This window comes from Micromonospora sp. NPDC005367 (assembly GCF_040606825.1).
Classification (GTDB): domain Bacteria; phylum Actinomycetota; class Actinomycetes; order Mycobacteriales; family Micromonosporaceae; genus Micromonospora.
In genome coordinates this window covers 1-12,629 of record NZ_JBEXFP010000059.1, presented here as the reverse complement: position 1 = coordinate 12,629, position 12,629 = coordinate 1, and the positions used below count along the sequence as shown (strand labels likewise).

At 72.4% G+C, this 12,629-nt stretch carries 10 protein-coding genes; 4 read left to right on the top strand and 6 right to left on the bottom strand.

Annotated elements, in window-relative coordinates:
* Positions 1–7: 7 nt before the first annotated feature.
* Together ABZS42_RS28320 and ABZS42_RS28315 are read left to right on the top strand one after the other, a co-directional pair.
* On the top strand, positions 8–2,311 hold the full coding sequence (locus ABZS42_RS28320; protein WP_355150368.1) for a hypothetical protein: 2,304 nt from the start codon (positions 8–10) through the stop codon (positions 2,309–2,311).
* Between the two features lie 498 nt (positions 2,312–2,809).
* The gene (locus ABZS42_RS28315; protein WP_355150407.1) at positions 2,810–3,913 is read left to right on the top strand and encodes an AI-2E family transporter; all 1,104 of its coding nucleotides are present in this window, start codon (positions 2,810–2,812) and stop codon (positions 3,911–3,913) included.
* Between the two features lie 57 nt (positions 3,914–3,970).
* On the opposite strand, the gene ABZS42_RS28310 is transcribed toward ABZS42_RS28315, so the two are convergent.
* The 5 genes from ABZS42_RS28310 to ABZS42_RS28290 form a co-directional block, all read right to left on the bottom strand.
* Entirely contained in the window at positions 3,971–4,780 is an 810-nt protein-coding gene (locus ABZS42_RS28310; RefSeq protein WP_355150366.1) for an alpha/beta hydrolase, read from the bottom strand.
* Between the two features lie 67 nt (positions 4,781–4,847).
* Positions 4,848–5,129 (bottom strand): hypothetical protein, encoded by a 282-nt coding sequence (locus tag ABZS42_RS28305; RefSeq protein WP_355150405.1) that lies wholly within the window; start codon positions 5,127–5,129, stop codon positions 4,848–4,850.
* A gap of 82 nt (positions 5,130–5,211) precedes the next feature.
* On the bottom strand, positions 5,212–7,002 hold the full coding sequence (locus ABZS42_RS28300) for a 3-hydroxybutyryl-CoA dehydrogenase (RefSeq protein WP_355150364.1): 1,791 nt from the start codon (positions 7,000–7,002) through the stop codon (positions 5,212–5,214).
* Positions 7,003–7,210: 208 nt separating this feature from the next.
* Positions 7,211–8,311: an alpha/beta hydrolase gene (locus tag ABZS42_RS28295; protein ID WP_355150362.1), complete on the bottom strand. Its 1,101-nt coding sequence runs from the start codon at positions 8,309–8,311 to the stop codon at positions 7,211–7,213.
* Between the two features lie 383 nt (positions 8,312–8,694).
* Positions 8,695–9,108 (bottom strand): FHA domain-containing protein, encoded by a 414-nt coding sequence (locus ABZS42_RS28290; protein ID WP_355150360.1) that lies wholly within the window; start codon positions 9,106–9,108, stop codon positions 8,695–8,697.
* A 242-nt stretch (positions 9,109–9,350) separates the two neighbouring features.
* Between ABZS42_RS28290 and ABZS42_RS28285 the strand changes: the two genes are divergently transcribed.
* Positions 9,351–10,850: an aldehyde dehydrogenase family protein gene (locus tag ABZS42_RS28285; protein WP_355150358.1), complete on the top strand. Its 1,500-nt coding sequence runs from the start codon at positions 9,351–9,353 to the stop codon at positions 10,848–10,850.
* An 87-nt stretch (positions 10,851–10,937) separates the two neighbouring features.
* Here ABZS42_RS28285 and nucS read toward each other — a convergent pair whose 3' ends face one another.
* The gene (nucS, locus tag ABZS42_RS28280; RefSeq protein WP_355150356.1) at positions 10,938–11,597 is read right to left on the bottom strand and encodes an endonuclease NucS; all 660 of its coding nucleotides are present in this window, start codon (positions 11,595–11,597) and stop codon (positions 10,938–10,940) included.
* Positions 11,598–11,668: 71 nt separating this feature from the next.
* Between nucS and ABZS42_RS28275 the strand changes: the two genes are divergently transcribed.
* Positions 11,669–12,286, top strand: coding sequence for a DUF4126 domain-containing protein (locus ABZS42_RS28275; protein ID WP_355150354.1), 618 nt, complete (start codon positions 11,669–11,671; stop codon positions 12,284–12,286).
* The last annotated feature ends 343 nt before the right edge of the window (positions 12,287–12,629 follow it).

The following is a 12,629-nucleotide window of genomic DNA, read 5'->3' as shown; positions in this document are numbered from 1 at the left end:
TGAGGGCATGTCGCACGGCGAGGAACTGTTCGCACTCGGCGGGGACGTGGCCACGGAGCCCAGCTTCGAGACCGCTCTGCGGGGGTATGAGAAGAAGCAGGTCGACCGATACGTCGCGCGGGCGGAGCACGAGATCACAGCTCTCGCGGCCGAGCGCGAACAGGCGTACACCCAGATCCACAAGCTCGCCGGTCAGGTCGAGGTGCTCCAGCGGGACCTCGCGCAGGTGCGCAAACAGGTGGGTGTGGTGGACCGGGCCTCGTTCCGGCACCTCGGCCCCCGTGTCGAGCACATCCTCACCCTCGCCGAGGAGCAGGCGGAGGAGATCCTCCGGGTCGCCAACGATGAGATCGACTCCCGCCGGGCCGCCGCCGAGCACATCATCGAAGACGCCCGGGCGCAGGCCGAGAAGGCGCTGAAGGACTTCGAGATCGCACTCGCCGCACGGCGTGCGGAGGAGGAGCGGCAGGCCAACGCCCGCAAGGCCGAGTCGGAGACCGCGCTGCGGACCGCCAAGGAGGAATCCGCGAAGCTGCGCCGCAACGCGCAGGACGAGCTGGCCAGGGCGCAGCAGGAGGCGACCCAGCTGCGGGAGGCCGCCAAGGAGATTCACACCCGGGCCCAGCAGGAGTCCACCAAGCTGCGCGAGACCGCTCGGACGACGCTGGAGAAGGCGCAGCAGGAGGCGAGCCAGCTGCGGGACGCCGCCAAGGAGGTGCACGCCAAGACGCAGCAGGAGGCGAAGCGCCTCGTCGACCAGGCGACCGAGGCCGGACGGGCCACCCATGCCAAGGCGCAGCGGGAGGCCAAGCAGATCATCGACGACGCCGCCATGGCGGGCCGGGCCACCCGGGCCAAGGCCCAGCAGGAGGCCGAGCGGATAACCACGCAGGCGTCCGAGGCGGCCAAGCGCGGCCGCGCCGAGACCGAGGCGTACGTGCAGCGGATGCGCAGCGAGACCGAGGTGTACGTACAGCAGTCCCGGGCGCAGACCCAGCAGGAGCTGGGCGCCTGGCGGGCCGGCGTGGAGAAGGAGGTCAGCTCCCGCCGGGAGACCGCGGATCGCGAGCTGGCCCAGCGCCGGGCCGCCGCCGAGCAGGAGTTCGCCAAGCGCCGCGACGAGCTGGAAAAGCAGCACAAGTCCCGCCAGCAGGAGCTGGAGACCACCTTCACCCGCCGTCAGCAGGAGCTGGAGACGACCTCGACCCGCCGCCAGCAGGAACTCGAGACCGAGTTCACCGCCCGGCGCGACCAGCTGGAGGCCGAATACACGGCCCGTAAGAACGAGATCGAGCAGGGCGCCGACCGCGTCCGGCAGGCCGCCGAACGCGACGCCACCACCCTGCGCCGGCAGGCGGAGGAGCAGGCCGCCGAGCTGCTGCGCCGAGCCGAGGCCGACGCGAACGACAAGCGCCGCAAGGCCGACGAGCACGTCGCGACGTCCCGGCGGCAGTTCGAGGAGTACGCGGCGACGACGCAGCAGGCCCTGGCCACCACCCAGCAGCACCTCGCGGCGACGCAGCAGGAGGTGGCGTCCGGCCGGCAGCAGCTCGCACAGGTGATGCTGGAGATCGCGCAGGCCCAGCAACAGCTCGCGGACCTGCGCCAGGAGACCTGGAACTCCCGGCAGGAGTCCGACGAGCTCCAGCGACAGCTGGCCGAGCTGCGCGCAAAGGCCCCCGCGGCGCCGGCTGGTTCCGACGGCCCGACCTCGCCTGCGCCCGCGGGTGCGGCCGGAAACAAGCCGGCCGCGGGGCCGGCCGTGGCGGCCCGGCCGGTCGACGCCGGACGGGGCGCGGGCAACGACCCGACGGCGAAGCCGGCGGGTACGGCCCGCACGGGCGGCGCCAAGAGCGATCCGGTGACCGGCAAGGCCCAGCCGGACAGCAAGGCGCAGCCGGTCACCGCCACCGCACAGCCCGCCGATGCCACGGCACAGCCCGCCACCGCGGGCGCAGCCCCCGGCAAGGGAGCGAGCGGCGCGCAGGGCGGGGCCGGCGCCGACAACGCCGCCGGAGCGGGCGCCGCGACCGGAACCAAGCCGGAGCCGGCCACCGACGAGGCTGAACCTCAGGTCGCCGGTCAGCCGAAGGCTCGCCCGGTGGCGGAGCCGGTCACGACGGTCGACGACGGGGCGGCCGGCGCGGCCGTGGACGGCGAGCCGACGGTCGCCGCGGTACCCGGCGAGGGTGGCCGGGGCGCCACCCCCACGAAGATCACCAGCACCGGTGAGAACGGCAAGCGTCCCAGCAAGCCGACCACCGACGAACGGGCGGCCAAACCCAGCACGGTCTCGGTCGAGAAGGAGTGACCCGAGATTTCCGCTCGCACCCGGTCTCCCCTCGGGTGTCCGGGTGACCTGGCCGGACGACCCATGACCACCAGGACCGCCCTGCGCCGTCGCCGCGCGTCCGGTACCGATGGACGGAGTTCACCCGCCGGCACCAGCGTGATACCTCTGGGGCATATTCATACCGCTGAGTCATAACGCTCGCACACACGTCGATGCAGACCGTGCCCTGCCGAGCCGGTAGACCCAGAGTTGCGTGCAACATGACGGGACGACCGGGTGATCGGGGACGCGAAGGCCCAGTAGTCTCCCGGGCAGAGCCGGTGCCAGGAGTGCGCCGGTCGCGCGGACGAGGCGACGCGGTCGCCGAGCCTGACCGGAGGACTGGTGACGCAGGACGGGCCGAGGGCCGACGGGCCGGACCCGGAACGGGCCGAGGCGGAGCAACCGGCCCCGGAACGTGGCCGGGGGCGGCGCACCCCGGCACCCCAGGGCGCGAAGCCGCCGCGCCCCGACGCCATGGCGGTGGGCGAGGGGCCGGACGACCCGACGGACGCGGCACCGGCCACCGGTTCGGGGCGTTTCGGCCCGCGCGGCCGTCCGCTGCGACGCAGCAGCTTCCTGGTCGGCTTCACCGGAGGGCTCGGCGCGCTGGCCGCGTACGCCCTCTATCTCGGCCTACGCAACGCCCTCGGCATCCTGGTCCTGGTGGTGATCTCGCTCTTCCTCGCGATCGGTCTGCACCCGGCGGTGGCCCGGCTGCGGCGCTGGGGCCTGCCGCACGGACTCTCCGTCGCGCTGGTCGCGTTCGCGGTGCTGCTGCTGCTCTGCGGCGGGGTGTTCGCGCTCGTGCCGCCGATCATCACCCAGTCCGGGCAGTTCATCGAGCAGCTACCGAACTACATCGAGCAGTTGCGCCGCAGCGAGACCGTCAACGATCTGGTCGAGCGGTACGACCTGGTGCAGAAGGTGCAGAGCGGGTTGAACGCGGATACCGTCGGCCGCGCTCTGGGCGGCGTGCTCGGCGGCGCCCAACTGATCTTCGGCACCATCTTCCGCGCCCTGACCGTGCTGGTGCTGACCATCTACTTCCTGGCCTACTTCAACCGCCTGCGGGCCCTCGGCTACTCGCTGGTGCCCGCGTCCCGCCGGGAGCGGGTGCAGCTCATCGGCGACGAGATCCTCACCCGGGTCGGCGCCTACATGGTCGGCGCGCTGTGCATCGCGGTGCTCGCCGGGCTGAGCACGTTCGTCTTCGCGCTGATCGTCGGGCTGGCGTACCCGATGGCGCTGGCCGTCGTGGTCGCGGTGACCGACCTGATCCCGCAGATCGGGGCGACCCTCGGCGCGGTGATCGTGACCCTGGTCGGCTTCGCCACCGATCTCTCCGCGGGCATCGCCTGCGTGATCTTCTTCCTCGTCTACCAGCAGGTGGAGAACTACCTCATCTACCCGAAGGTGATGCGCCGCTCCGTGCACGTCAACGAGGTGGCCGCCCTGCTCGCGGCGCTGCTCGGGGTCGGCCTGATCGGCGTGGTGGGCGCGGTGATCGCCATCCCGACGGTGGCCGCCATCCAGATCATCCTGCGCGAGGTGGTGCTGCCCCGGCAGCAGTCCCGCTGACGCCCGCTGCGCGCCACCCGCAGCGGCCGGACGCGGGCGTGCCCCCGACTCGCCCGCTCAGCCCGCGTGGGCCTGCGGCGGGCCCGGCACCGGCCGGTCGGCGAACGAGGCCACCGTCCGGTCGGCGTACGAGCTGACGTCGCCGGTCTCCATCGGGCCATCCCAGGTGGTGGGCAGCGGCACGGTCACGGCCGGGTTGACCCGGTGGACCACCTCGTCGAGCACCCGCTCCGCGTCACCGACCCAGAGATGCTTCGCCCCCGGCACCCCGACCACCTCGGCCTGCGGCACCGCCGCGAACCGCTTCCGCGCCTCCTCCGGGCGCAGGTAGTCGTCGAACTCGGGCACCAGCGCCGTCACCGGCAGACCGGACTGCGCCCACTGGGCCAGGTCCTCCGGCTTGGAGTAGCGCAGCGGCGGGGAGAGCAGGATCGCACCGGCGATGGCCGGATCGCACCCGTACTTCAGGATCAGGTCGGTCCCGAACGACCAACCCAGCAGCCAGATGTCGGGCAGCTCGTTGAACTCGGCGTACTCGATCGCGGCGGCCACGTCGTAGCGCTCGCCGACCGCGTTGTCGAAAGCTCCCTCGCTGGTGCCACGGAGGCTGCTGGTGCCCCTGGTGTTGAACCGCAGCACCGCCACGTCGGCCAGGGCGGGCAGCCGCCAGGCGGCCTTGCGGTAGACGTGGCTGTCCATCATCCCGCCGTGCGTCGGCAGCGGGTGCAGGCAGACCAGGGTCGCCACCGGCTCCCGGTCCAGCGGACGAGCCAACTCGCCGACCAGGCGCAGCCCGTCGGCGGTGTGCAGCTCGATGTCCTCCCGCTGTGCGGGGAGGACTGACGACGCGCGGATCGGTGTGCTCACCGGTCAAGTCTGGCGCGAAGGCGCCGGAGTCGCCCGCCCGGGGAGGAAACAGCGTGACGCAGATCGCTCAGCCGTAGCGGGGGGCGCTGCGGCCGCGCTGGATCACCGGGCCGCGCCGGTCCCGCGCGCTCCAGCAACCGCGGTGCCAGTGACGGCGGTCGCTCAGGTCACCGCGGCCGTCCGCCGGCCAGGCGACCACGTGCGGCACCCCGGGTCGGATCTCCTGATCACACCCCGGACAGCGGTACGTCTTGACCGAGGAGCCCCCGCTGATCCCGCGTACCTGCCACTCGCCGTCGCGCCACTGCTGCACCGAACCGACGCCCTGACGCGCCCGCTCGACGTCCAGGTCCTGGGTCTCGTCCCGGCGGGGACGGTTACGACGGGGACTCACGTCATCAAGCGTACGGCCGGCTCGCGGGCTCCCCAGTTCAGCGGTGGGTGTGGTCGCGGAATCCCCGGCCGGTCTTCCGGCCGAGGTAGCCCGCCGTGACCAGGTGCTCCAGCAGCGGCGCGGGAGCGAAGCCCGGCTCCCGCAGTTCCAGGTAGAGCTCCCGCTGGATGGCGAGCGCGACGTCCAGCCCGACCACGTCGAGCAGCTCGAACGGGCCCATCGGGTAGCCGCAGCCGAGCTTCATGGCGTGGTCGATGTCGTCCGCGGTCGAGTAGCTCGCCTCCAGCATCTTCACCGCGTCGTTGAGGTACGGGAAGAGCAGCGCGTTGACGACGAACCCGGAACGGTCGCCACAGACGACGGAGGTCTTGCCGAGCGCGGCGCAGACCGCGCGGGCGATGGCCACGGTCTCCGGCGAGGTGCGGATGGTGCGTACCACCTCGACCAGCTGCATGATCGGGGCCGGGTTGAAGAAGTGCAGCCCGACCACGTCCGCCGGCCGCTGGGTGGCCATCGCCATCTCGATCACCGGCAGCGAGGAGGTGGTGGTGGCGAGTACGACGCCCGGCTTGCAGATCTCGTCGAGGCTGGCGAAGAGCGCCTTCTTCACGCTCAACTCCTCGACGACCGCCTCGACCACCAGGTCGACGTCGGCGAGGTGGTCGAGCGTGGCCGACCAGGTGATCCGGCCGAGCGCGTCGTCCCGCTCCTCCTCGCTGAGCTTGCCGCGTACGACGCCCTTGTTGAGCGAGGTCTTCACCGCCTCGCAGACCGCGGCGGACTTCTCCACGCCCCGGGTCACCGAGACGACCTCGTAGCCGGCCTTGGCGAAGACCTCGATGATGCCGGTGGCCATCGTGCCGGAGCCGACGACGCCGACCTTCGCGGTCACCCGGGCTCCCTCGGCGAGGGCGGTCTGGTCGGCCACGGGCGTCGCCTCGTCCGGTACGACCACCGGCGAGCCCGGCCGCTCGTAGGTGTAGAAGCCGCGGCCGGACTTGCGCCCCAGCAGACCGGCGGTGACCATCTGCTTGATCAGCGGCACCGGCGCGTGCCGGCGGTCCCGCCCACCACGCCGGTACATGGTGTCCAGGATCTCGTACGCGGTGTCCACACCGATCAGGTCCATCAGCGCGAGCGGGCCCATCGGCAGCCCGCAGCCGAGCTTCATCGCGGCGTCGATGTCCTCCCGGCTGGCGTAGTTCGACTCGAACAGGGCCACGGCGTGGTTCAGGTAACCGAAGAGCAACGCGTTGGCGATGAACCCGGCCCGGTCGTTGATGGTGACGTCGACCTTGCCGAGCCGGGCGCAGAGCGCCTCCACGTCGGCGACGACGTCGGCCGAGGTGACGACCGTGCGGATCACCTCGACGAGCTTCATCACCGGTGCCGGGTTGAAGAAGTGGATGCCGATGACCTGGTTGGGCCGGCTGGTGGCGACGGAGATCTCGGTGACGCTCAACGACGAGGTGTTGGTGGCCAGGATGGCGTCGGGCCTGCAGACCCGGTCCAGCTCGGCGAAGAGCCGCTGCTTCAGGTCGAGGTGCTCGGGGACCGCCTCGATGACCAGGTCGACCGTGTGCAGCGCGTCGAGGCCGACGGCGAACGTGACCCGGCCGAGCAGCGCGTCCCGGTCCGCGGGGTCGAGCTTGCCCTTGGCGACCGCCCGGTCGGTGGAGCGGGTGAGGGTGGCCTGACCGCGTTCCAGCGCCGCCGCGGAGATCTCGACGGCCACCACGTCGATGCCGTTGCGGGCGAAGACCTCCACGATGCCGGCACCCATGGTGCCCAGCCCGACAACGCCCACGCTGGTGAACTCGCGCGCCACGACCGGCCTCCCCAAGTACGCTCCGCACGGCCGGTTGAACGGCCGCTAAGTTATGCGCGCGAGTCTGCCATGCGACGCTCCGTTGTCGACAAGCCGTGGCATATTTCACCCAGCGCGCCCGGTTCGCCCGCGGCGACCACCACGGCCGGCTCACCGGGTACGCCGTCGGACCGGCGGCACCGGTCGCAACGGGGCCTGCGAGGGCTCGTCAGACGCCCGCCCGCGTCCCGCCCGTCGTCGGGGATCCGACGCCGGTCAACGCCAGCAGTTCGGCGACGAACTCCGCCGGCCGTTCGAGGTGCGGGCTGTGCCCGCAGCCCGCGAGCACCACCTCGCGGTACGCGCCACCGGCCGACGCGTACCGGTCCAGCACCGCCCGGGTCTGTCCGACCATCGGCTGCGGCGGGCACTCCGCCTCGCCCGGCCAGCCGGGCACGGCACCGAGCGAGCCGAGGTACGCGAGGTCGAAGAGCGAGGAGTCCGACACGATCACGTCGGCGTCGCCGCGTATCCAGGTGATCGGCGGCTTCGGTGCGACCGCGACCAGGTCGTCGGCGAGCCGGAGGTACGTCGGCGCGAGGGCGTTCAGCACGCCGCGCTCGCCCGGGGCGACACCCGGCCAGTTCGTCGAGGCGACCGAGGTGCCCGGGTAGTTGTCGTCGCCCGTGGCGGTGGAGAGGAGGCTGTCCAGCAGCAACTCCTCGTCAGCGCCGAGCGACGCCGGATCCGACACGTAGGTGGCCCGCAGCACGTTGCGTGGGCTGGCCTGGGCGTCGTCGCCGCGGTCCCGGGCGGCGAGGCGGGCCACGAAGTCGAGGTTGGCGGTGCCCGCGCCGGTGCCCGCGAAGTCGGGGGTGGTCGGGGTGCCGATCACGTCACGGGTGCCACCGAAGCCGTACGGGGAGACGGGAGCGGCGAGCAGCAGCCCGGCCACCCGGTCGGGGTGGTCGATCAGCAGGTTCATCGCCACTCCCCCACCGAGGGAGTGCCCGACCACCAGCGGGCGGACGTCCGGGGCGGGGAAGAGCGCGGCGTCGTCGAGCAGGGCCGCGACGTCGTCGGCGAAGTCGCGTAGACCACGGGTGGCGTCCACCGGGGCGGTCTGCGTGTCGCCGTAGCCGCGCAGGTCGGGGGCGACGATCCGGAGCGTCTCCGGCAGGCGCCGGATCAGGGGCTCCCAGAACGCCGCGGATGAGCAGTTGCCGTGTACGAGCAGCACAGGCCCCCCGTCCGGCGGGCCGGCCACCCGTACCGACTGGGTGATGCCGTTCGCCGTGACGATCCGCTGCTCGCTCTCCATCCGCGGCATGCTGCCACCCCGCCGGTCGACGGTCCATGTGGTCGGCGCCCATCCGGTCCGGTCCGCAGGTGTGTCCGGTCGCCGGGTCCAGCCAGGTCACCGCCGCGATGTACCGCCGCTCGTTCCGGCACTCTTTCGCACTACGCCTCGGCACCGCCCTGTCGTCCTGCCGACGCCGTCGGCGCGAAACGCCCGGTCCGTCTGCCGCTACGGGCCGGTACCGGCCGGCGGGCGTCCTGCCTCGTGGCGGACACGCCGGATGCGGCCGCCGGGTCGGTACCGGCCGGCCGCAGGTCCTGTCCCGCGGCCGGACGGCCGGACGCGCGCGCCGGGTCGGTACCGGCCCGCGGCGCGTTGTGTCCCACGGCGGACGGCCGACCGCGGCCGCCGGGTCACCGCAGCAGCGGCGGCGTCGGCAACGGCAGGGGCAACGTCGGCCGGTGGTCACGCCGGGGCGGGCCGAAGCGGATCCCGACGGGGTCGGTGCGAGCCACGCCCGGGTCGAAGAAGCGGAGTTCGGTACGCCCGAGCCGGATCACGTCCCCGTCGCTGAGCCGCGCCACGCCGGTGATCCGGTGGTCGTTCAGCCAGGTGCCGTTGGTCGAGTCGAGGTCACGCAGGCAGACGCCCTCGGACGCGAGCCACACCTCGGCGTGCCGCCGGCTCAGATGCGGGTCGGCCACGCAGACGTGAGCCGTCGGGGCTCGGCCGATCAGCTGGGCGTCGGGGCGTAACCGGAAACTCGCACCGCGCATCGGACCACCGGCGACCGTCAACAACGGCAGCAGTTCCGCAAGCTCCTCCATGGACAGTCAGCCCCTCCACCCCACGCCGTGACTCCCCGCATCAGCGTGCCACCAGACGGTAGTTGCCTCCATGGCCACGCGGACACCTCCGCGCCTCCAGCCGTACACCTTCCGTTCCCCGATTCGGGCGGCGGAGCGGGCGCCTGGTCCTGGTCACGAGGGTTCGGGGTGTGCCGAAGACCCAGGCATGGCGGTCGATCCGCCCCCTACCGGCGAGTAATGCTCGGGTCTAGACTCCCGCCATGACGGCTGTGCATGTCCCCGGCGCCCCGGTCATCGAAGACGGCCTGCTGGTCTCCACCAGCCCGGCCACCGGCGTCGAGGCCGGACGGTTCCCGGTCGCCACCCCGACCGACGTCACGGCGGCGGTCGCGCGCGCCCGCGCCGCCGGGCAGTGGTGGGCCGCGCTCGGCTTCGCCGGCCGCCGGAAGCGACTGCTGCGCTGGCGGGCGCTGCTCGCCCAGCGGATCGAACAGCTCACCGACCTGATGCACCTCGAAGGCGGCAAGCCGGTCGCCGACGCCGTCGTCGAGGTCGTCAGCGCCGTGGAGCACATCGACTGGGCCGCACGCAACGCACGCCGGGTGCTCGGCGCGCGCCGGGTCCGGTCCCGGCTGATCCTCGCCGAGTTCTCCGGCCACCTCGAATACCAGCCGTACGGGGTGGTCGGTGTGATCGGCCCGTGGAACTACCCGGTCCTCACCCCCATCGGCTCGACGGCGTACGCGCTGGCGGCCGGCAACGCGGTCGTCTTCAAACCCAGCGAGTACACGCCCGCGGTCGGGCAGTGGCTCGTCGACACGTTCGCCGAGGTGGTGCCGGAGCAGCCCGTCCTCACCGCGGTGCACGGGCTCGGCGACGCGGGCGCGACGCTCTGCCGCTCCGGGGTGGGCAAGATCGCCTTCACCGGCTCCAGCGCGACCGCCCGGAAGGTGATGGCCGCCTGCGCCGAGTCGTTGACTCCGGTGCTGATCGAGGCGGGCGGCAAGGACGCCATGATCGTCGACAGCGACGCCGACCTGGACGCGGCGGCCGAGGCCTGCGTCTGGGGCGCGATGACCAACGCCGGGCAGACCTGCATCGGCATCGAGCGCGTCTACGCCGTCGAACCGGTCTTCGACGCCTTCGTGGCGAAGGTGGTCGACCGGGCCGGCCGGCTGACCGTGGGCGCCGACGGCTCGGACCTCGGCCCGATCACGATGCCCACCCAACTGGACGTGATACGCCGGCACATCGACGACGCGCTCGCCCGCGGGGGGCGCGCCGTGCTGGGTGGCGCGGACGCGGTGCAACCGCCATACGTGCGGCCGACGGTGCTGGTCGACGTGCCGGAGGACTCCGCCGCCGTCCAGGAGGAGACCTTCGGGCCGACGCTCACCATCAACCGGGTCAGCGACGTAGACGAGGCCGTCACCCGCGCAAACGCCCTCACGTACGGCTTGGGCGGTTCGGTCTTCGGCCGGCGCCGCGCGGTGGCGATCGCCCGCCGGCTGCGCTCCGGAATGGCTTCGGTCAACTCGACGCTGACCTTCGCCGGAATGTCCACCCTGCCCTTCGGCGGGGTGGGCGACTCGGGCTTCGGCCGGATCCACGGCGCGGACGGGCTGCGCGAGTTCGGCCGAGCCAAGTCCATCACCCGGCGTCGAGCGCGCTCGCTGCTGCCCTCGATGACCTTCGAACGCACCCCGGCCGACGTCGCCCGGCTCGTCAAGGCCATCAAGGTGATGTACGGCAGGTCGTGACGGCGGCCCCCGCTTCGACGTCCGGAGCGGTGGTTCATTCCGGGTCGAGGCCCCGGGCCGAGCCGTCGGCGTCGACCCGGTACCCGCTCAGAAGAGCGTCAGCTCGTCGCGCTCGATGCCGCGCAGCTTGTTGTAGTCGACCACCACGCAGCGGATCCCCCGGTCCGTGGCGAGCACCCGCGCCTGCGGCTTGATCTCCTGGGCGGCGAAGACACCGGCGACCGGCGCGAGCAGCGGATCCCGGTTCATCAACTCCAGGTAGCGGGTCAACTGCTCCACGCCGTCGATCTCCCCGCGCCGCTTCACCTCGACCGCTACCGCGCCCTGGTTGGCGTCCCGGCAGAGCAGATCCACCGGTCCGATGGCGGTCATGTACTCGCGCCGCACCAGGGTGAAACCCTCGCCGAGGGTCTCCGGGTTGGCGGCGAGCAACTCCTGCAGGTGCGCTTCCACGCCGTCCTTGCGCAGGCCCGGGTCCACGCCCAGCTCGTACGAGGTGTCCTGGAAGATCTCCTCGAGGGTGATCCGCAGCTCCTCGCCGGCCTTGTTGACCACCCGCCACACGCCCGGAGCCTCCTCCAGCCGGCACGGCGGGCTCATCCAGTTCAGCGGCTTGTACGCACGGTCGTCGGCGTGGATGGAAACCGACCCGTCCGCCTTGACCATGAGCAGTCGGGTGGCCGGCGGCAGGTGCGCCGAGAGCCGTCCGACGTAGTCCACCGAGCACTTCGCAATGACCAACCGCACCCGACGAGGGTAGCGGAGGAGCCGACGATCACCGTCAAGCGGCACTGGCGTGCCGATGGAATGCTGTGACCGTGTTCGAACTCCTCACCGGAACCGGCCTCGCCGCCTCGGCCGGACTGAACGCCTACATCCCGCTGCTCACCATGGGTGTGCTCGCCCGGTACACCGACCTGATCGACCTGCCCAGCGGCTGGGCCTGGCTGGGCGACGGCTGGGTCCTCGTCATCCTGGCGGCGCTGCTCGCCGTCGAGGTGGTCGCCGACAAGGTGCCGATGCTCGACCACGTCAACGACGTGGTGCAGACGGTGGTACGCCCCACCGCGGGTGGGCTCGCCTTCGGCGCGGGCTCGACAGCCGAAACCGTCACGGTGAGCGACCCGGGCAGCTTCTTCGGATCCCACGAGTGGGTACCCGTGGCGACCGGCGTGCTCATCGCGTTCGGCGTGCACCTGCTCAAGTCCGCCGCCCGACCGATCATCAACGCGACCACCGCCGGCGTGGGTGCACCGGTGGCGAGCACCGCCGAGGACGCGACCAGCGCGCTGGTGTCGGTGGCGGCGATCCTGCTGCCGGTGCTCGTCCTGCTGTTCCTGGTCGGGCTGCTCGGGTTCTGGTTCTGGTTCCGGCGCCGCCGTGCCGACCGTCGACGGGAACTGGAAGCGGCCCGCGCCGCCGGATTCCGCGTCTAGCCGGCGAGGCGCCGACCGATCGCCGATGCCTTCGTGGTCGCGACCGCTCGGCCGGTGCCCTTCGCTCCCGCTGCTCGCAGATCTTGGACAGTTGCTGCTCGCGGTGAACAGTCGTAGGCCGTCGTGGGCTCGGGCCTCGTGCGGGGCGGCTCGGGCCGTGGGTGGGTGGACCGCTGGCTGGCTCGGGTTGTGTGCGCGTGCGCCGCTGCGTCTGGCGCGGTCCCGGGCCTGGCTCGGCCGTGTCTGGGTGCGCCGCTGCGTTCGACTCGGCTGCGGGCTGGTCGGGTTTGGGTATGCCGCCGGCCGGCACCGGCTTTGGGGGGCGGGCCGGCGGTTCGAGCTC